The sequence below is a fragment of the Planobispora longispora genome, from assembly GCF_016863135.1.
Lineage (GTDB): Bacteria > Actinomycetota > Actinomycetes > Streptosporangiales > Streptosporangiaceae > Planobispora > Planobispora longispora.
Map to the genome: position 1 here is coordinate 29,466 of NZ_BOOH01000055.1, position 19,196 is coordinate 48,661.

The following is a 19,196-nucleotide window of genomic DNA, read 5'->3' on the forward strand; positions in this document are numbered from 1 at the left end:
GTGTATTCGTGGCAGAAGGGTGGGAGATGGAGTACCCGGGACGCGGTGACGCCGCGCGCACGATGGCGCTGCTCTGGGACGGGGCGCCCACCCCCCGGCGCGGCCCGCGGCAGCGGCTCGACCTCGCGCGGATCGTCGACGCCGCGATCGCCGAGGCCGACCGCTCCGGGCCGGCCGCCCTGTCGATGCGGGCGCTGGCGCACACGCTCGGCATCGGCCCGGCGTCGCTGTACACCTACGTACCGGGCAAGGCGGAGCTGCTGGAGTTGATGGTCGACCGCGTCGCGGGCGGCCGGCCCCTCCCCTCCGCGGACGCCGGGTGGCGGGCCGGGCTGCGCGACCTGGCCGCATCCGACCTCGCCGCCTTCCGCGCCCATCCCTGGCTGCTGCAGGTGGCGACCTCGCGCACCGTCTTCGGCCCGAGCGTCCTGGCCCGCCATGACGCCGCGCTGGCCCTGCTCGACGGGTACGGCCTGGCGGCAATCGACATCGTGGGATGCGTGGCGGCGGTCGAGGCGTACACGCGGGGCGCGGCCTCGGCAGTCGTCGAGGCCGAGCAGGCGCCCGCGCTCACCGGCAGCAGCGACGACGAGTGGTGGGAGGAGCGCGCCCCGCTCCTGGGGGAGCGCATGGCCGGCCGCTTCCCGCGGCTGGCCGCACTGGAGGAGGCCGGGGCGTTCGCCGTGTCGGATTCCGCTCTCCCCTATACGCTGCAGCGGGCGTTGGACCGCTTCGCCTTCGGGCTCGACCTCGTCCTCGACTCCGTCGGCGCCCGGATCGCCGCGGCCCGGGACTGATCGTCTCTGCGCGTTCGCACAAGCCCGCAGACGGCTACGGCGACCGGGGAAACGGCGAGATCCCGCCCGATCGAGATGATCAGACGGGATCTCCTCAACCGCCGGTCAAACGTTTCCTCGCGATGCGGCCGCTTCACGCTCGCGCCGCACCACCGGCGGTGCCGCCGGCGTCGGTGACACCGGCCTGGATGCCGTCAAGAAGCCAGGTCAGGCCGAGAGCGAAGCCGGTGTCCCAGTCGCCTTCCGCGACGAGCGGGCCGTGGGCGGCGAGGGCCGGGTAGCGCTCCCGATTGGACTGGAGGTGTTCTCGAGCGGCCCGTCGCACCTCCTGCTCCGCGTCGGCCGGCCAGGTGGCCTGCATCAGCCCCGAGCCGATGACGTAGTTGGACAGACCGTACGCCGCGGCGGTGAGGTGAGGCTCGACCACTCCTGCCGCCAGGAGGGTGGCGTACAGGAACTCGCTGCGGGCCAGCACGTTGGGGCCCAGCATCGGGCGGCTCAGCAGCGCCGCCGACCAGGGGTGTCTCAGCAGGACCGCGCGCCACCCGTTGATTAGCGCGGTGATGTCGGCACGCCACCCCTCGCCGCTCTTCTGTGGGATCTCGACCTCGGCGAAGATCGCGTCCAAGGCGAGGTCGAGGACGTCGTCCTTGGTCTTGACATGCCAGTACAGCGTGGTGGAGCCGGTGCCGAGCCGTTCGGCCAGGCGCCGCATGGTCAGCCGGTCGGCACCTTCGGCGTCCAGGAGGGCAACGGCCTCCTGGACGATCCGGTCCCGGCTCAGCGGCGGGGCGCCGCGCTCCCTCCGCGCGGACGGCCGCAGCCACACCTCCCCTGCCACTCCTGTGCGGTGTGCTCCAGGCCCTGCCTTGCTCGCTTCCACGGAAGCGAGTCTAGTATGAGGATCGAGCACCGGATCATTGATCCGGTGAATGGAACATCGATCCGGAAGTGATGGGAAGCCCGAGCCCGCATCAGGGAGGCGTCGTGGCAGGACATGTCGAGGTGGACAGGCTGACCTACGTATTGCCGGACGGGCGGCTGCTCCTGCACGAGGTGTCGTTCCGCGTCGGGGATGGGGTCAAGGCCGCCCTGGTGGGGCCGAACGGCGCGGGCAAGACCACCTTGCTGCGGCTGGTCGCCGGAGATCTGCGACCGGACGACGGCCGCGTGGTCTCCTCCGGAGGGCTGGGAGTGATGCGGCAGTTCATCGGCGGTATCCGGGACGACCGGAGCGTGCACGACCTGCTGCTGTCGGTGGCGCCGGACCGGGTCCGGGCCGCCGCCGCGGCCCTGGCGCAGGCGGAGACGGCGATCGCGGCCCGCGACGACGAGGAGAGGCAACTCGCTTACGCCCAAGCGGTCGCCGACTACGCCGACGCCGGCGGCTACGACATGGAGGTCGTCTGGGACGTCTGCGCCACGGAGTCCATGGGCCTGCCCTACGACGCCGTCCGGAACCGCCCGGTGACCTCCCTGTCGGGAGGCGAGCAGAAACGCCTCGTCCTGGAGGCCCTGCTGCGCGGCCCGGACGAGGTCCTGCTGCTGGACGAGCCGGACAACTACCTGGACGTGCCCGCCAAGCAGTGGCTGGAGGCCCGGCTGCGGGCCACGGACAAGACCGTGCTGCTGGTCTCCCACGATCGCCGGCTGCTGGCGGAGGCCGCCGACCGGATCGTGACCGTGGAGGATCGCGGCGTCTGGATCCACGGCGGGGGGTTCGCCACCTACGCCCGGGCGCGCCAGGAGCGAATCGGCCGACTGGAGGAGCGCCGCCGCCGCTGGAACGAGGAGCACGCCAAGCTCAAGCAACTGGTGCGCACCTTGCAGCAGAGTTCGGCCAACAACGACGCGCTGGCCTCGGCCTACCGGGCGGCGCACACCCGGCTGAGCCGCTTCGAGGAGGCCGGTCCGCCCGAGCGCCCGCCCAAGGTCCAGAACGTGCGGATCCGGCTGCGCGGCGGACGCACCGGCAAACGCGCCGTCATCTGCGAGAACCTGGAGCTCACCGGTCTGATGCGGCCGTTCGACACCGAGATCTGGTACGGCGAGCGCGTCGGGGTTCTCGGTTCCAACGGCTCGGGCAAGTCCACTTTCCTGCACCTGCTGGAGCAGGCCGCCGACGGCGCGGTGCCCGCCGTGCGGCACAGCGGTTCGGTCCGGTTGGGAGCGCGGGTGGCCCCTGGCCGGTTCGTGCAGACCCACGCCCGGCCGGACCTGCTCGGCCGCACTCCGGCCGAGCTGGTCATGGCCGGCCACGCGCTCACCCTGAACGAGGCGATGGCCGCTCTGGCCCGCTACGAACTCGCCCCCGCCGCCGGGCAGCGGTTCGAGACGCTGTCGGGCGGTCAGCAGGCCCGGCTGCAGATCCTGCTGCTGGAACTGTCCGGCGCCACCCTGCTGCTGCTGGACGAGCCCACCGACAACCTGGACCTGGCCAGCGCCGAGGCCCTGCAGCAGGGCCTGGCATCCTTCTCCGGCACCGTGCTGGCCGTCACCCACGACCGCTGGTTCGCCGCCGACTTCGACCGCTTCCTGATCTTCGCCGCTGACGGGGCCGTCTACGAGAGCGACGAGCCGGTTTGGCGCGAAGGCCGGGTCGAGCGCGCGTACTGATGTCGCAGGCCGGTGAGCGGTGACCGGGCATCGTCCGCACCCTTTTCGCGAATGCCGAACGCGCTACGCCCGGTTGATGTCAGTGGCCGCCGGACAGCCCGACGCTGGGATCGACTCCGGCGATGATGGAAAACGAGATCGCCTCGGGGATCAGGGCCAGGGCGACCACCAGGCCGGCCGGGCGGCGGGCAGCAGGTGGGCGAGTGGTGATGAGCGCGGCACGACGACGTCCTTGGATATGGGAGGGGCCGCCGTACGGCATGCGACCGCGAGGCCGTCCCCATGAGGGTGGCAACAGGCGAAACAGAGAAAGCGGCACCCGTATCAAGCAGGCGGGCGGTGAGACATCGACGACCCCCGGGGGCGAGCGCTGAGCGGGCCACCGAAAGCGGGGCCGGGGCGCGGCTACCGGGGCGGGAGCATCACGGCGGGCATGCGCGAGCCGGAGTCCTTTGCGTCGGGATCGTCACACGGCGCGCCGGTGCGCCGTGCTCGGGCGGACCGGGGGTCAGTGCCCGCGGCAATCAGGGCATACCGGCATAAATCTCCCCGTGATCAGCAACTCTACCCTAACGTTGGAGTAGGGATTGAGGAGGGGGCCCGGTATGGCCGCACCCCAGCCGCCCCGTCAGCAGTGAGGCCTCCCGATCATGGACACCCTGGACGATCCCACAGCCGCATCCTCCACCTCGCATGCTGCGCGCAGTAGTGGAGGTCGCATGCACATCGGCCGGGTGGCCGACGGAAGGGCCACCGGTCATCCCCTCCCTGAGACGTTCATCAACCTCTCTCAGCCTGCTCACAGGGATACCGGGAGAACCTGTTGTCGATGAAGGCCCCGTCGATGCGGAAGCGAAGGTGCGGCCATGGCGTTGTCGACGCGCTTCACGGAGCTGTCAGGGGTGCGGCACCCGATCGTGCTGGCGCCGATGGGCGGGTCGGCCGGCGGGGCGCTGGCGGCGGCCGTCTCCCGGGGCGGTGGGCTCGGAATGCTGGGCTCCGGGAACGGGGAGCGCGGATGGCTGGAGCGTGAGGCGTCGATCGTGGCTGCGGGCACCGACCAGCCGTGGGGCGTCGGGTTCCTGAGCTGGGCGGCTGACGTCGGTGCGGTAGAGCGTGCGCTGGAGTACGGCCCCCGGGCGGTCATGTTGTCCTTCGGCGATCCCGGCCCGTTCGCAGACTCCGTCCGTCACGCGGGAGCACTCCTGATCATCCAGGTCACCGATCTGGATGAGGCCCGGCGCGCTGTGGATCTGGGCGCCGACGTCATCGTGGCGCAGGGCACCGAAGCCGGCGGCCACGGTGCCCGGCGCGGGCGTTCCACACTGCCGTTCGTCCCCGTCGTGGTGGATCTGGCCGCACCGGTGCCGGTGCTGGCGGCCGGTGGGATCGCCGACGGCCGGGGCATCGCCGCGGTCCTGGCCCTGGGCGCTGCCGGGGCCCTGCTCGGCACCCGCTTCCAGGCCACCACCGAGGCGCTGGTCGATCCCGCGATCGCCGAGGCGGTCGTCGAAGGACGGGGGCACGACACCGAGCGCAGCAGCGTGCTGGACATCGTGCGCGGCTCTCGCTGGCCGTCGAAGTACACCGCCCGCACCCTCGGCCACCCCTATCTCGAGCGTTGGCGCGGCCGCGAGGCCGAGCTCGCCGCAGATCCCCGGGCCGCCCAGGACTATCAGGACGAGCTGGCACGAGGTGCCATACCCCCTCTACCGGTCTGGGCCGGTGAGGCCGTCGACCTCGTCACCGATCGGCCCTCCGCAGCCGATCTCGTCGCCACCCTGGCCGCCCAGGCCGAGGACGCCCTCAACAGAGCCGGAAGGAACTGACCGATGGCGGCTCCCCGCAGCGTCGGTCTGCGGGGAGCGTCCACACATGGGCGCAGCCGCGCCTGTGACGGGTTCGGCGTCGTCTCCGGACGGCAGAGCACGTGGCCCTGCCGCTGCGTGCGGCGCCCGACGCGGCTGAGGGGGTTCTCAGCGCCTCTCAGCGAAATCGAAGGCGCGGTGGAGCAGACTTCCAAGGTCTTCTCCAGCCCGAGGAGGTCCGCATGAGGAACCGTTCCGACGACCGCGCGGTCACGCCGTCGATCACCTGGTGGCAGCGGTGGGCGTCATGGGCGGGGCCCGTCGCGAGCGGAGCGGCCGCCGCGTACGGCTGCGTGCTGCTGGTGGCCGCGCTCATGGGATACCGCTCGTTCCTCGGCGTCACGGATCTCGGCCTGCCCGACGTCACCTGGCCGGGCGCGGCCGTGCTGCTCGTCGGGTCCGTGGTCGCGGCCGCCACCGTACGCCCGCGGGGCGCGCGGGTGCCGCCTGTCGCCGTGTCGGCCGGCGCGTGGGGTGTGGCGGTGCTGGCCCTGGCGGGCAGTTGCTGGGTGCTGCTCAACTTGATCCAGCTGGTCCTGACCGGCACCGTCACCGACCGCCACGGCGACAGCGACTGGGTGACCTTCGCCGAGCGGTTGTGCCTGGCCGTCGTGGGAGCCCTGTTCGCAGCCACCGCGCTGGCGCACTCCCGCCGCCGGGCCGGCGTCTGTCCTCGGTGCGGCCGGGCGCATCCGCCGCAGGCATCGGGCCGGCGGTATCCCGCGCCGCACGCGGCGCCCCCCGCGGTGCGGCGGATCGCCTACACCGGCTGCTGCGCGTTCCTTCCGTACCTGGTTCTGCACGCCCTCGGCGCGGCCGGTGTCCCCGGAATCGAGCCGGATGGATTCCGGCCGGCCTGGTCCATGGTGCTGGCGGGGGTCTGCGGCGTCGGGCTCGCCGTGTTCCTGCTGCTGGGACTCGTCCGGCCGTGGGGCATGGTCTTCCCCCGCTGGACGCCGTGGCTGGCGGGCAGGCGGGTGCCCCGGTTCCTGCCGTTGACACCGGTCTGGGTGGTCGCACCGACCCTCGCCCTGTACGGCACCGGAAGCGGAATCCTCGCGGGCGCGGGCATCCTGGGCGACGGCCTGTTCGGCATCGGGGGAGCGGCGTCGCTGGCGTTCGGCGGGTACGGCTGGGCGCTGGCCGTCGCCGCCGTCTCCTACCAACTCCGGACCCGGCCCCTGTGCGTCCCGACGGCCGCTCTCTGACAGGCCTCCGGGAAGGATCGGAACGGATTCCGGCGCCAGGGGCGCGGCTGTGAGCCGGTCCTCGTGAACGCGGCCACGTGATGATCCGGAAGTGTCGGTAGGACCTGGCAGGGTGCCTGTCCATACCGGTGACAGCGGTCGGGCGTGCCGCGGTGGCCGTTCCTGTGTGGATCAAGGGGAAGAGGTGCACCGTGCCCGAGGCTGGCCCGCAGTCGATCGCTCCTCACCGGCCAGCCGGCCTGCGAGTCCGGACCGTCACGGGTCCCGCCTGCGCCGAAGGCTCCGGAGGCGTCGGGTGAGGGCTTTCGCAGCGATGGCCGCGCCCCTGGCGGTCCGTGACTTCCGCTGCTATTACCTGGGCCAGACGGCCTCGGCGTTCGGCGACGCGCTGACCCCCCTGGCGATCGCGTTCGCCGTGCTGCACCTGACCGGATCGCCGGCCGATCTGGGGATCGTCGTGCTGAGCACCCGCCTGCCGGTGATCGCGCTGACATTGCTGGGCGGCGCACTCGGTGACCGCTTCTCCCGCCGCGGCGTCATGCTGCTGGCCGACCTGATGCGCTTCCTGGCGCACGGCGCCACAGCGGTCCTGCTGCTGACCGGTACCGCCCAGATCTGGATGCTGGTGGTGCTGCAGCTGCTGGCCGGCGCCGGATCGGCCTTCTTCAACCCGGCCGCGGTCGGGCTGGTGCCGTCGCTGGCAGGCAGGAAGCACCTGCAGGCGGCCAACTCGCTGCTGGCCGTCTCCCGCAGCGCCACCTCGATCCTGGCGCTCGGCACGGCCGGCGCGCTGGTCGCGGTGGCCGGGCCGGGCTGGGCCGTCCTGATCGACGCCCTGAGCTTCCTGATCAGCGCCGCATTCCTGTACCGCCTCCCCCGGGCCGCCACCGCGCAGCCGTACGGGCCACGCCCCGGACTGCTGGCCGGCATCGGCGCCGGGGTCGCCCAGGTGATGGGGCGATCCTGGCTGAGGTTGTGGATCGTCCACGTCTGCCTCACGAACATGATCGCGGTCTCCCCGATCCTGGTGCTGGGCCCGTACATCGCCGACGACCACCTCGGCGGAGCCCCGGCCTGGTCGGCGATCGGCATCGGCTACGCCGCAGGCGGCATCGCCGGAGGCGTCATCGCGGCCCGCTGGCGACCAGCCCGCCCCATGGTCGCGGCGTTGTCGGTCTTCCTGCTGATGATCCCGCTGCCGGCTCTGCTGGCGCTACCGGCCGCGACCTGGCAGCTGGTGTTCGCCGCGGTCACCGCCGGTCTGCAACTGGTGGTCTACAACGTGCTGCAGACCACCGCCCTGCAGCACAACCTGCCCGAGGAGCATCTCGCGCGGGCGAGCTCCGTGGTCATGCTCGGGGCCCTGGTCGCGGCGCCGATCGGCATGGGCCTGGCCGGGCCTGCGGCGGCCGCGTTCGGCACCCGCACCGTCCTGACGGCCAGTGCGGTGCTCGCGACGCTCACCACGCTGGCTGCCTTGCCGGTCCCAGCGGTATGGCGAATCCGAGGGAGCCGGTGTGCTCCCGACAGCGGTGACCAGCCGCTCGATGTCCGCACCGATGGGGACGGTGAGAAGGAACAACGGAACGAAAACGTACGCTGAGAAATCCGGGGAACATCTCATCCGTATGGGCCGGATGTTCGTCATCGTGCTGATGCTGACCGGGTGCGGCGTCTCGGTGGAACCGCCGCGTTTCACCGAGCCCGCCCGCACGGTTGAGGAGATCGCACGCCGGCTGCGCGAGTTCGAGCTGCGCGGCCAGGCACCGTTCCCCCGGGCGGGTGATGTCTTCCACCTGTGCCTGAACGCCTCCGACCCCGAGGCGCCCGCCGAACCGCAGGCGGTTCCCACCGTGGTCGCCCAGGTGAGGACCGACCCGCCCGTCCACGTGCGGTTCATGCTGATGCCCGGTGCGGCGCGAGCGGCTCGCCTGGTGGCCCGGGCCGCCGCGGTGGCTCGCGGCTGCGCGGGCCCGGCGGTCGTCGGAATGGGGGAGGGACTGCGAGGGCAGGCGAGTGTGTCCGCCTTCGACCGTGGCGGCTGATCCGGCGTGCAGGCCATCATCAGCGGGCGAAGAGGGCGCGACACCGATCACTCCTTCTTCTACAAGCCGTTCACCGTCCGTGCTGGCCGTGGCCGACGGCGGCGTCACCGCGCCAGCCGCTCAGGACCGGACGGCCCGGATGTCCGGCGCCCTGCCCGATCCCGGCGTGTACGGCAGGCAGCTGAAGATCTGGCCGGAGCCCGGCGGACCGCGCCCGTTCCTGACGGGCAGGTCAGGGCCGCCGATGAGCACCGACATGTCCTGCAGTTCCGTGGCGTTCCGAGAGCGCCTTCCGAGCTTCGTCCCCTCCGTGGAGCGCTCACTGCTCGGCGGGGTCGTCGTGCACGAGATGGTGGCGCTGGCCCATGATGAACAGCAGGCCGAGCAGGTACGGCGGGCCTGGCTGCGCGACGAGGACTTCCCGATCGGGTCCTTCGCACCGGACCCTTGCCGATACTCCGACCCGGGATTCACCTACAACGAGCAGACCCGCCCGAAAGTCATCGCACCGTCGGTGGCGGCCTTCCGGCACGGGTCGTGGACGGGGGGATCGAGCGGTTCGCCGCGCGTCATCCGAAGGCGACCGCCGCCTCCGGCTATCGCGGCTCTTACGTGCACGTGGCGGAGCCGTACGGAAAGGCGCGATCGCCGTCTACCTGCGATGGCAGGGCCCTGCAGGGGTAGATCCGCAATCGCTGTTCGAGCGCGGCCAGTCGGCCCTGAATCGCACGCTGGACCGGCTCGCACGGGCGGCCTGACCGGATTGTCCCGGCCCTCGACCGCGACCGCGCACGACCGCGCATCGATCGGGGCCCGCCGCCGGGGTCCGACCGGGGTCAGAGCTGCTGGCCGGTCTTCGGGTCGTAGCGGACCTGCACGGCCACGACCTGGTCGGTCGGGAGCACCTCGATCCACTGGTCGAAGATCTGGTACGGCTCGGCCGGGCGGAAGCCCCCATCGAGCGGGTCGAACCCGGTCTCGAAGACCTCCTCGGTGGCCAGCAGGTTCGCCACCGAGGTGTTGGACGCCTGCAGTCCGGCCGCGAGCAGTTGCAGCACCTCGCCGACCTTCTTGCCCTGGTACTCGGGCGGGTCGCCCGGCTGGAACGGGTAGGGCAGGTCGAAGGCGGCCTGGCCCTCGACCTCGACGAGCCACTTCAGGGCGGCGATCTCGTGCCCCGGCCGCACCGGCAGGACCGCCTTGGCCCAGGCCGCGTTGAGGAACTCGTTGCGGCGCTCGTCGCCGTCGATCTGGATCAGCCAGCCCAGGGAGCTGCCCAGCGGCGCGGGCTGGGTCTCCTCGGTGATGAGGTAGTCGATCCGCCACTCGGGGGTGGCCTGGCCCTGCGGGTCGATGGCGTTGTTCCGGTCGGTGTGGGAGTACCAGCTCACCACGGTCTCACCCGCCAGGGGCGCCGTCTGGTCGGCCGCCCACGGCGGCGGGGGGACCGGGTACCGGCCGAGACTGGACGGGGTGGGGTGGGTCGTCCCGGTGCTCGGCCGCCAGAAGTCGGGGGCGACGAAGTACAGCATCTCGTCGACGTCGAACAGTTGCCGGATCAGCTCCGAACCGAGGTGCGGGTCCGTGCCCAGGGAGAGTCTGCGGATCAGGGTGCCGAAGACCGTCTGCCGTTCCTCGCTGCGCAGGTCCTCGGGCGGCCGGGAGCGCATCGTGCTGACCTTCTTGAGGCGCTCGCGCACCGCGTGGCCGTACGCCTCGTGCTGGAGCTGCGCGACCTGTCTGGCGTAGGCGGCCCGGGCCTCGGCGTTGGCCGCGTCGATCGCCTGGACGGCCGCGGCCGTCGGCGTGTAGACGATCGAGGCGTCGAAGGGCAGGGACTTCCTGCCCTGGAAGTTGGCGTGGGTCAGCCGGAGGCCGAGGCTGTTCTTGGCGGGATCGGGGTTGGCGGGCATGCCCAGGTCGGTGTGCGAGGTGGTGAACTGGACCTGGGCGCCGCGGAAGTCGATGGAGGCGATCCGGTTGACCTCGTAGCCCGGGGGCGGGGGCGGGAGCGGGAAGTCGAACCGGAACTGGATGATGTTGTTGGTGCCGACGTCGGGCTTGTGGATCCCGTGGTCGCGGTTCTCGTCGGAGAGCTTGTAGGTGTTCTCCGCCTCGTCGTCCGCCCCCTGGTGCAGGACGAAGGGGAGCGACAGGGGATAGGTCACCTTCTGGTCCTGCGGGCGGGGCTGGATCTCCGGTTTCTGGACCCCGGTCAGGTCGGGCGCGGCGACCACGTCGACCATGTCGCCCAGCCCCAGGTCGCGGCCGGGCGCGTCGAGGTAGACCTGCCAGCTCAGCCGCGCGCCGATGTGCTGGAGCTGCACGCCGACCTTGCGCATCTTGCGCCGCAGTTCGTAGTTGACGAGCTGGTCGGTGGTGTTCTGCACGACGTAGCGGCGGCTGGAGGTGTCGGTGACGTCGGTGACCGTCTTGAACGTCGTCTTGAAGTTGCGCTTGATCTCGCTGGTGACCTTGGAGCTCTGCGTGCGGGCGTGCTTGTGCGTCTCCTCGGCGGACCGTTTGACCGTGCTCTGGGTGCTGAAGCTGGCGCTGGCGTCGGCGTGGTAGATCGGGGCGTTCACCCCGCCGGTCGCGCTGACCCCGAGCTTGGTGTCGTTGGCGTTCTCCTCCTTGACCGCGTCGGCGATGTCCTCCTGCCGGGTCAGGCTCTCCTCGACCTTGCGGGAGGTCTCCTCCGCCTGCTCGGCGACCCGTTCGACCAGCGTGCGGCGGGTGCTGGTCTCCACCACCTCCACGGTGCCGCCGGGACTGATCCACAGGTGCCCGGCCGGAGCGCCCAGGAAGGTGTCGAACTCGAAGAAGTACTGCCGGAAGAGGTTGACCAGCCCCACCGGGGACAGCACGCCCTGGGCGGCGGCCTCCAGCCGTCCGGCCAGGTCCGCGAGTTCCCGGTCGTCCAGCGTGCGGGCCGCCGCGGCGGAGAAGGCCTCCCGGCTCAGCCCCGGGACCTCGTAGCCGGTGGTGCCGGTGGCCGCCCGCAGGGTGTTCTGCGCGCCGAACCAGCCGGCCAGCGGCTGATAGACGCCGAAGATCTCGCTGGCGTACGGCAGCGTGCCCGCGAAGTCGGTCAGCGGGCGGCCGTTGAACACCGGCCGGCCCTGCACCGGCGCGGTCAGGACCTGCACCGGGGCGTGGACGCCGCCGGGGGCGGTGGCGAAGGGCAGCGACACCACCGGCTGGTTCGACTGGATCCTGACGAGCAGCATCTCGCAGGTGGACTCGGCGGCCGGGGCGACGAACGAGATGGTCTGGGCCCCGGCCGACCCGGTGGTCCGCCCGACGTACTGGCGGGCCGAACCCGGATCGCGCCGCAGGAAGGTGCCGGCCAGCTGGGGGAGATCCGGGTGGAGGCCCGGATCCCGCACGTCCACGGTGACGGGCAGGCTCAGCGCGATCTGCTGGTTCGCCGGGATCTCGCCGGGCGGGCTTGGATCGATCTTGTATGACCAGATCTGGAAGCCCGTGTCCGGTCCCGGCAGGGCCGTCTTCCCGGTGAACGTGACGACGATCGCCATGAGACCCCCTTAGGTAGGCCGCACCGGGCCGTATGTGTCCTCGGCGGGCCGCGCCTCTCCCTGAAGTGCCAATGTGCCACGCGATTCCGGCGATTGACAGTGAGTGTCCACATCAGGACTCTCCGTACCATCCGGCCTCCGTGCCGTCTAGGCTCGGAAGGTCCCGCATCGTCCCCCGCCCGGGAGCCCGGATGGCCGTCACGTGCAGAGTCTCCGTGGTCGACGTCAACGGCCGGCCCCTGGCCGGGGCGCGGGTGCGCCTGGGGTCCGCCGGCGGGCTCACCGACCCCGCCGGGCGCTGGAGCGCCGAGATCGACCTCGACCCGGCCCGGCTGGTGACGCTGGAGGTCGACCACGGCCAGCACGTGGCGGAGAGGTGCGCGTTCACCGGCCTGCCGGGCCGCGCCTCCTGGGACAACGCCCTGGTCACTCCGACGGTGAGCGGTCAGGAGGTGCTGCTGGCCGTACGGCTGGGCCGGATGGACACCGCGCCCACCGTCAATCTGCCGGCCGAGCAGGTCGCCGCTCTGATGAAGACCCCGGCGCGCGACCCCGGCGGTGTGCTGCTGTCCGGCGTTCCCCGCTTCCCGGGGGTGTTCGGCTACGCCCGGCACTGGAACGACATAAGAGCGGTCCAGGTGCCGCGGGCGCAGCTGCTCCCGCCGAAGCCGGTGGCCCCGGGAACGAAGGGATGGAAACGGCTGCAGAGCGATACGGCGCAGGCCGACCTCGCGGCCTTCGGGCGGTTCTACTGGCTGGAATACGCGCCCCGGCCCAGCCGGCCGCGCTACGCCGTGGCGGTCTGGTCGCCGAACCTCTCCGATGAGACGCCGCCGGCGGCTCTGGACTACGTCGTCTTCTACAGCCCCACCACCGAGAACGAGGAGTACCAGGGCGTGGCCTACCCGTACGGGCTGGTCAACCGGGCCGCGCCGTTCCAGAAGTACATGGAGCTGGCGAAGAAGTACCTGCTCGACGAGTTCTTCTTCGCCTACGAGATGGTCGCGCAGCGCAACCGCGCGGTGCTGGTCATGCCCATCGCCGACTACGGCGACCTGGGGCCCTTCAGCAGCGGGGAGGGGCTGCTGCGGGCGCTGCGGGAGATCGGCCTGTTCCTGCACCGCCAGTGCCGGACCAGCCGGCTGGGGCTGCGCCCGCCCAGGTCCGCCCACCCGATGGAGCTGGCCGGGCCGAACCTGCGCGGCAACACCGCGGCCGTCGTGTCGGAGGGGTTCGGCGCGGTCCCGGCGGTGGGCAGGGTGGCCGTGGCCGGGTTCAGCACCGGGATCACCGCGGTCAAGACGCTCATGTGCGAGAGGGGCTGGGACATCTCGACCGTGGAGCTGTGGTCGACCGCCAAGGGTCTGTGCACGCCGGTCGCCAAGCGGCGGAACGTCACGCTGGATTCCAGCCTGTGGGGCGTGCCCGCCGGCGGCGGCGTGGTCCCCAGCGGAGCGTGGCGCGAGTCGTGGCAGGAGCTGTGGGACCTCGACGGGTTCCATCCGTCCGCCGGCGGCTGGCCTCCCTACCTGGACCTGCTCCAGCGCTGGCTGGGCGAGAACGGCTCCCGGGTGCTGCGCAGCTATCACACCTCCAGCCGGGTGCCGCCCGACCCGCTGACCGACCCGCACCGTGTGTGGAAACACCTGACCGGCCCGAAGCTGGATGTGCGGATCTCCCTCCCCCCGGTCACCGGCATCGGAGCCGCCCAGCAGTTGCAGAACGACCGCTGGACCAGCGTCACCGCACAGGACGCCTACCTGGGCGGCGGTTCCGATGAGGAGCCGGTGTTCATCGATCCCCACCACACCACTCCGCGCGTCGGCTTCCCGCACGCGCTCCGTCTCTCCAAGGTCGGGCGGACCGTCAGATGACCGCGCTCCATCGGCCGGGATGCGGCTGATCTGCGCCACCGGCGCGGGGCTCGGCTGGTCCGCGGGCACGATGGCCTCGATGGCCGGGTGATCGGAATGCGCTGGAGCGGCGACGGTCTCAGCCTCCAGGGCCGTCACCAGATGACGATCCCGGCAGGGCCTTCGGGTCCGAGGGCTACAGGCCGGTCATCACCAGGCTCATGTAGTACCAGTAGCCGGTGCCGAAGATGTGCTTGGAGACATAGGCGATCTGCCCGGTGGCGAGCGTCGCGCAGGTGGAGCCCCTCGCGGTGACCGAACCGAGCTCGTCGCCCTGGCCGACGGCGGGCGGGGTCACCTCGCGCAGGCTGAACAACGCTGAGCCGGTGGTGCCGATGGTGGTGGCCGGGTTGGCGAAGTTGCCGGAATAGGCGGTGTCACCGCTGTTCATGGCGACGTAGTTGTTGCCGCTGGGGTACATGTACCCGGCGAGGTTGATCCGGATCTCGTCGCCGTTGTTCTCCTCGGTGTCGTAGGCGTCGACGTAGTTCACCTCCACCCGGCAGGTGGCGGCCGCGCTTCTCGCGCCGGCGGGTGAGGCCGCGGACACAGTCGCCGAGACGGCCAGGCCCGCCGTCAGGGCGAGCGTGAGGAGCTTGTCGGATCGCATGCCGTGTCTCCCTTTTTGTTTGACCCGCGTTTCCTGGCGGAACGCCGGCCTCTTGAGGGTGTGGCAGGCGGCGTGGGCAGGTCAGTGGCCAAATGCACACTCCATCCACGCCCTTTTACGTGTTCGTCGCTTTCCGAGCCAATCAAAAGAAGATGGACGCAGAGACCCAGGCGCGGTGGGATGCGGCTCTTCTGGAGATGAGTCGGGGGTGCGGAGGCGGCGCGGTGTCTGCGTCATCGCGCCGAGCGCCATGGGCGGCGCGAAGGCAGCTGTGACGTCTTTAGTCGAAGTTTGCCCGGGTGGGCACCGCAGCCGGGTATGTCTGCAATGAAGTGATCATGGGGGAGAAGGGACCCACGATCGCGCCGCGCCTCAGTAGAGGGTGGCGGTGTCGATCACGAACCGGTAGCGGACGTCAGAGGCCAGGACCCGCGCGTAGGCCTCGTTGATCTGCTCGGCTGAGATCAGCTCGATGTCGGCGCCGATGTTGCGGGCGGCGCAGAAGTCGAGCATCTCCTGTGTCTCGGCGATGCCGCCGATCATCGACCCGGCGTAGGAACGCCGGGCACCGATGAGGGAGAACACGTTCAGGCTCAGCGGCTCGGCAGGGGCGCCGACGTTGACCAGGGTGCCGTCGACGGCGAGCAGAGCGAGGTAGGCATCGACGTCGATACGGGCGCTGACGGTGTTGACGATCAGATCGAACCGGCCGGTGAGCTGGGCGAACGTGCCGGGGTCACTGGTGGCGTGGTAGTGGTCGGCCCCCAGCCGCAGGCCGTCTTCCTGCTTCTTCAGTGACTGCGACAGCACGGTGACCTCGGCGCCCATCGCGTGGGCGATCTTGACAGCCAGGTGGCCGAGGCCGCCGAGTCCGACGACGGCGACCTTCTTGCCCGGGCCGGCGCCCCAGCGGCGCAGCGGCGAGTAGGTGGTGATGCCGGCGCACAGCAGCGGCGCCGCGGCCGCCAGATCGAGGCTCTCGGGCACCGACAACACGAAGCCGGCGTCCACGACGATGTGCGTGGAGTAGCCGCCCTGGGTGATGGTGCCGTCCCGGTCGGCGCCGCCGTAGGTGGGGATCATGCCCTCCCTGCAGTACTGCTCGTCGCCGTTGCGGCAGTCGGCGCACCGGCCGCAGGAGCCGACCATGCAACCGACGCCGACGCGATCACCCACCCGGTGGGCGGTGACGTCGGCGCCGACCTCGGCGACGATGCCGACGATCTCGTGGCCCGGGACCAGGGGATAGGGCTGGGGGCCCCAGTCGCCGTTGACGGTGTGGATGTCGGAATGGCAGATGCCGGCGTACTTGATCTCGATGAGCACGTCGCCCGGGCCGACCCCACGCCGTTCGATGATGGTGGGGGCCAGCGGTGCGGCGGCGGCCGGTGCGATGTAGGCGGGCACACGCATGATGAATCGCTCCTTTGAATGAGCCCGCTCCCCGGAGGACTCACCGGGGCCGGGCGCGATGGCTGCTACCTAGTAAATGCGCTGGTCACAGTGGGAAGAAGGCACTGGTGAAAGGTGTACTGACAGGGCACCCCCAGCAGAGACAGGGCCGCCTAGCCTGGAAGGTGTGGACCATCGCAGTCAGATCCGTGAGTTCCTGACCTCCCGCCGGGCCAGGATCAGCCCGCAGCAGGCCGGGCTGGTCTCCTACGGCACCCGCCGGGTGCCGGGTCTGCGCCGCGCCGAGGTCGCCCACCTGGCCGGTGTCAGCGTGGAGTACTACTCCCGTCTGGAGCGCGGTGACTTGTCCGGCGTCTCCGACCAGGTGCTGGAGGCCCTGGCTCGCGCGCTGCGGCTGGACGACGACGATCGCACCCATCTGGAAGACCTGGCCCGCGCCGCCGGACCCGCACCGCGCCGCCGACGCCGCACCGCTCCGCAACAGGTACGGCCCACGGTGCAGCGGCTGCTGGACGGCATGACCGAGGCCCCCGCGTTCGTCATGAACGGCCGCGGCGACATCCTGGCCACCAACGCCCTGGGCCGTGCCCTGTACGCTCCGATGCTCGAGGCGGCCCGCGGCGCCGTCCCCAATCATGCCCGGTTCATTTTCCTCGATGCCCGTTCCCAGACGTTCTGGGGTGATTGGGAGCGCGCCGCCGACGACACCGTCGCCCTGCTGCAGGCCCAGGCCGGACGTGATCCTTTCGACAAGGACCTCACCGATCTGATCGGCGAGCTGTCCACCCGCAGCGAGGATTTCCGCACCCGCTGGGCCCGCCACGAGGTCCGTCAGCACCACATCGGCGCCAAGCCCTTCCACCACCCCGTCGTCGGCATTCTCCACCTCACCTACGAGTCCCTCGACCTGGCCGCCGACAATCTCACCCTGGTCGCCTACGGCACCGAGCCCGGCAGCGATTCGGAAGACAGACTCCGCCTGCTGGCCAGCTGGGCCACCACCGCCGACCAGCCCCAAGTCGCCGGTCCTGCTCCCGCCAAGCGTGATTGACGGGGTTCCGGTAGCGATGAAGAAATTTCCCACGAAGTACCGCCTGATACGCGACGCCGCCCCAGCCGAGATCGCCGAGCGCTACCTGCACGCCGGGCCGCTGCTGGGTGCCCGCTGGAATGAGGACCTCGTCGCCTCCTGCCGGCCCGATCTGCCGCGGACGGCCGGGGCGCTGAAGTACGGCCAAGCGAGCGCCTCGCTGATCGTCGGCAAGCGGTCGGCCGCCTCCCGGCAGAACACCCTGGCCGCCGCGCTGAAGGAGTGGGGCATGCTCAGACGGACTGTGCACCTGGCCATATACCTGTCGGATCCGGCGTATCGGCGGAAGATCTCCCGCCAGCTCGACAAGGGCGAGTCCCTGCACGCGCTGCGCCGCGACCTGCACTACGCCCAGCAGGACACCATCACCCGCCCGCACCTCGAGCAGCAGACCGAGCAGGCGTGGTGCCTGACGGTTTCGGCGTCATCACCGTCGACGTCGAGGCGGAGCCGGCCAAACTCGATGGCGGCGGATGGCGCCAGCTGCGGCCCGCGCAGCCGCGCGAGCCGCAGCTGAGTGATGTACTCCGACTTTGGTGGCGCCGACTCGGTTGGCTCTCATGCCGGTTGGACGTCCGGGTAGAGCATCTCGTATTCGACGGGGGTCAGCATCCCCAGCGCGCTGTGACGCCGCTGCCGGTTGTGGAAGATCTCCAGATACTCGAAGATCGCGTTGGCCAGCTCGATGCGAGTCTTCCACCGCTTGCGGTTGAGCAGCCCGGTCCGCATCCGTCCCCAAAACGACTCGATCACGGCGCCTGCGAAGCAGTCACCGATCGATCCCATCGACGGCACCAGACCGGATGCTTCGGCGCGCTCGGTGAAGGTTCAGGAGGTGAACTGCACCCCGTGATCGGAATGGATCGGCGTTCCGGCCGGTGGCGTGCGGTTGCCGACCGCCATCCCGAGTGCGCTGGTGGCCAGCGTGGCGGTCTGGGTGCTGTCGATGGACCAGCCCCCACCACCCGGCGGAAGTAGACGTCCTCCCGCCACGCAGCAGTAGACCTTGCCCTCCCGGGTTGGGTGCTCGGTGATGTCTTCTGACCCATGGCTGATTGGGGGCGGCGCGGGCGAACTGGCGGTCGACCAGGTCGGCGGCTGGTTGTGCGCAACGGCTATCACCAGCCCAGGTCGGTCACCACCGCCGCCGGGACGGGCGAGGTGAAGGCCCCGCGCGTGAATGACAAGCGCACCGACGAGGGACCGGGGAGCGCAAGCGGTTCTCCTCGGCGATCCTGCCGCCCTGGGCCGGGAAGTCCCCGAAGATCAGCGAGGTGCTGCCGTTGCTCTATCCGCACGGCCTGTCCTCGGGCGACTTCGTGCCCGCGCTGGAGCAGTTTCCCGGCAGCTCGGCCGGCCTCTCGCCCGCCGCCTCACCCAGCAGTGGCAGGCCGACCACACGGCCTTCGGTGAGCGCGACCTGTCGTCCACCGACTACGTCTCCATCTGGGCCGACGGCATCCACCTGCGCATCCGCCGGTCCGAGGCCAAGTCCTGCGTTCTGGTGGTCATGGGCCTGGGCGCAGCCGGCTTGAGTCAGCTGGCCGTTTCGACGTACGACGCCAGGTTGGCCAGCGAGGAGGCGATCCCAGCTTCGTGGTCCGCTTGGTCGATGCCCGGTGGCACGTCCGTGGCGGTGACGGTCACCTCGGTCCCGTCACTGACGGCGACGAGGTGCCAGGTCATCGTCATGGTGCCTGCGTACGACGGATCGTCGGCCTCGAACACCGCCCGCTGCACCACACGCTCCGGTGGCACCAGGTCGGCGAACCCGACGTCGACGACATCCGTCGACTCTGAGGTCTTGCCGGGGCTGTCGGTGGAGTTGAGGTAGGTGAGGACCATCCGGAACCCGCCGCCAGGCCGGGGATCCCACCGCTCGACCCGCCCGCGCATGCCGTCCGGCGGCAGCCAGGCCTCGAGCGACTCCCGGTCGAGGAGGGCGTCGTAGACAGTCGCCGGTGATGCCGCGATGACCCGGCTGGCGCGGTCGGTCCTGCTCATGGCCCGATCCTAGGACCAAAAGGTTCCGCTGAGCCCATACTCATCGAACGAACCGCCGAAGAAACCAGCAGGAATCAAGAGGCGACCAACAAG

15 protein-coding genes and 2 pseudogenes are annotated in these 19,196 nt (G+C 70.9%); 10 read left to right on the forward strand and 7 right to left on the reverse strand.

The annotated features are described in order from the left end of the window. The first annotated feature begins 26 nt into the window (after window positions 1-26). Window positions 27-797 carry a TetR/AcrR family transcriptional regulator gene (locus tag Plo01_RS32130; protein WP_203894504.1) on the forward strand — a complete coding sequence of 257 codons (771 nt, stop codon included), beginning with the start codon at window positions 27-29 and terminating at the stop codon, window positions 795-797. Window positions 798-930: 133 nt separating this feature from the next. Here the strand turns inward: Plo01_RS32130 and Plo01_RS32135 are convergent, their stop codons facing one another. Further along, on the reverse strand, window positions 931-1,638 hold the full coding sequence (locus tag Plo01_RS32135) for a TetR/AcrR family transcriptional regulator (RefSeq protein WP_239317476.1): 708 nt from the start codon (window positions 1,636-1,638) through the stop codon (window positions 931-933). 146 nt (window positions 1,639-1,784) lie between these two features. On the opposite strand from Plo01_RS32135, the gene Plo01_RS32140 reads away from it, so the two are divergent. Next, entirely contained in the window at window positions 1,785-3,413 is a 1,629-nt protein-coding gene (locus Plo01_RS32140; RefSeq protein ID WP_239317478.1) for an ABC-F family ATP-binding cassette domain-containing protein, read from the forward strand. 94 nt (window positions 3,414-3,507) lie between these two features. On the opposite strand, the pseudogene Plo01_RS32145 reads toward Plo01_RS32140, so the two are convergent. Beyond that, window positions 3,508-3,675: pseudogene (locus tag Plo01_RS32145) on the reverse strand (SulP family inorganic anion transporter); the annotation flags it as partial. 604 nt (window positions 3,676-4,279) lie between these two features. On the opposite strand from Plo01_RS32145, the gene Plo01_RS32150 reads away from it, so the two are divergent. The 4 genes from Plo01_RS32150 to Plo01_RS32165 all read left to right on the forward strand — a co-directional run bounded on the left by Plo01_RS32150 (window position 4,280) and on the right by Plo01_RS32165 (window position 8,534). Continuing rightward, window positions 4,280-5,242: an NAD(P)H-dependent flavin oxidoreductase gene (locus Plo01_RS32150; protein ID WP_203894507.1), complete on the forward strand. Its 963-nt coding sequence runs from the start codon at window positions 4,280-4,282 to the stop codon at window positions 5,240-5,242. Between the two features lie 221 nt (window positions 5,243-5,463). Further along, window positions 5,464-6,489: a hypothetical protein gene (locus tag Plo01_RS32155; RefSeq protein WP_203894508.1), complete on the forward strand. Its 1,026-nt coding sequence runs from the start codon at window positions 5,464-5,466 to the stop codon at window positions 6,487-6,489. Between the two features lie 295 nt (window positions 6,490-6,784). Continuing rightward, window positions 6,785-8,092: an MFS transporter gene (locus Plo01_RS32160; RefSeq protein WP_203894509.1), complete on the forward strand. Its 1,308-nt coding sequence runs from the start codon at window positions 6,785-6,787 to the stop codon at window positions 8,090-8,092. A gap of 34 nt (window positions 8,093-8,126) precedes the next feature. Further along, window positions 8,127-8,534, forward strand: coding sequence for a hypothetical protein (locus tag Plo01_RS32165; protein ID WP_203894510.1), 408 nt, complete (start codon window positions 8,127-8,129; stop codon window positions 8,532-8,534). An 836-nt stretch (window positions 8,535-9,370) separates the two neighbouring features. Here Plo01_RS32165 and Plo01_RS32170 read toward each other — a convergent pair. Further along, a complete protein-coding gene (locus Plo01_RS32170) occupies window positions 9,371-12,073 on the reverse strand; it encodes a hypothetical protein (RefSeq protein ID WP_203894511.1) in 2,703 nt (900 codons plus the stop codon). 191 nt (window positions 12,074-12,264) lie between these two features. Here Plo01_RS32170 and Plo01_RS32175 point away from each other — a divergent pair, with 191 nt between their 5' ends. Beyond that, a complete protein-coding gene (locus Plo01_RS32175) occupies window positions 12,265-13,947 on the forward strand; it encodes a hypothetical protein (protein WP_203894512.1) in 1,683 nt (560 codons plus the stop codon). 175 nt (window positions 13,948-14,122) lie between these two features. Here Plo01_RS32175 and Plo01_RS32180 read toward each other — a convergent pair whose 3' ends face one another. Both Plo01_RS32180 and Plo01_RS32185 read right to left on the reverse strand, forming a co-directional pair. Next, window positions 14,123-14,596 (reverse strand): hypothetical protein, encoded by a 474-nt coding sequence (locus tag Plo01_RS32180; protein ID WP_203894513.1) that lies wholly within the window; start codon window positions 14,594-14,596, stop codon window positions 14,123-14,125. Window positions 14,597-14,968: 372 nt separating this feature from the next. After that, entirely contained in the window at window positions 14,969-16,012 is a 1,044-nt protein-coding gene (locus tag Plo01_RS32185; RefSeq protein ID WP_275415445.1) for an NAD(P)-dependent alcohol dehydrogenase, read from the reverse strand. Window positions 16,013-16,175: 163 nt separating this feature from the next. Between Plo01_RS32185 and Plo01_RS32190 the strand changes: the two genes are divergently transcribed. Both Plo01_RS32190 and Plo01_RS32195 read left to right on the forward strand, forming a co-directional pair. Next, a complete protein-coding gene (locus Plo01_RS32190; RefSeq protein WP_203894515.1) occupies window positions 16,176-17,060 on the forward strand; it encodes a helix-turn-helix domain-containing protein in 885 nt (294 codons plus the stop codon). Between the two features lie 16 nt (window positions 17,061-17,076). Beyond that, the gene (locus Plo01_RS32195; protein WP_203894516.1) at window positions 17,077-17,616 is read left to right on the forward strand and encodes a Tn3 family transposase; all 540 of its coding nucleotides are present in this window, start codon (window positions 17,077-17,079) and stop codon (window positions 17,614-17,616) included. Window positions 17,617-17,657: 41 nt separating this feature from the next. On the opposite strand, the gene Plo01_RS32200 is transcribed toward Plo01_RS32195, so the two are convergent. Beyond that, on the reverse strand, window positions 17,658-17,885 hold the full coding sequence (locus Plo01_RS32200; RefSeq protein WP_203894517.1) for an IS3 family transposase: 228 nt from the start codon (window positions 17,883-17,885) through the stop codon (window positions 17,658-17,660). Window positions 17,886-18,188: 303 nt separating this feature from the next. Between Plo01_RS32200 and Plo01_RS40625 the strand changes: the two are divergent. Next, window positions 18,189-18,678 (forward strand): annotated as a pseudogene (locus Plo01_RS40625) (transposase); the annotation flags it as partial. Here Plo01_RS40625 and Plo01_RS32205 read toward each other — a convergent pair. After that, window positions 18,636-19,103 carry an SRPBCC family protein gene (locus tag Plo01_RS32205; protein ID WP_203894518.1) on the reverse strand — a complete coding sequence of 156 codons (468 nt, stop codon included), beginning with the start codon at window positions 19,101-19,103 and terminating at the stop codon, window positions 18,636-18,638. The pseudogene Plo01_RS40625 and the gene Plo01_RS32205 overlap by 43 nt on opposite strands. Window positions 19,104-19,196: the final 93 nt, after the last annotated feature.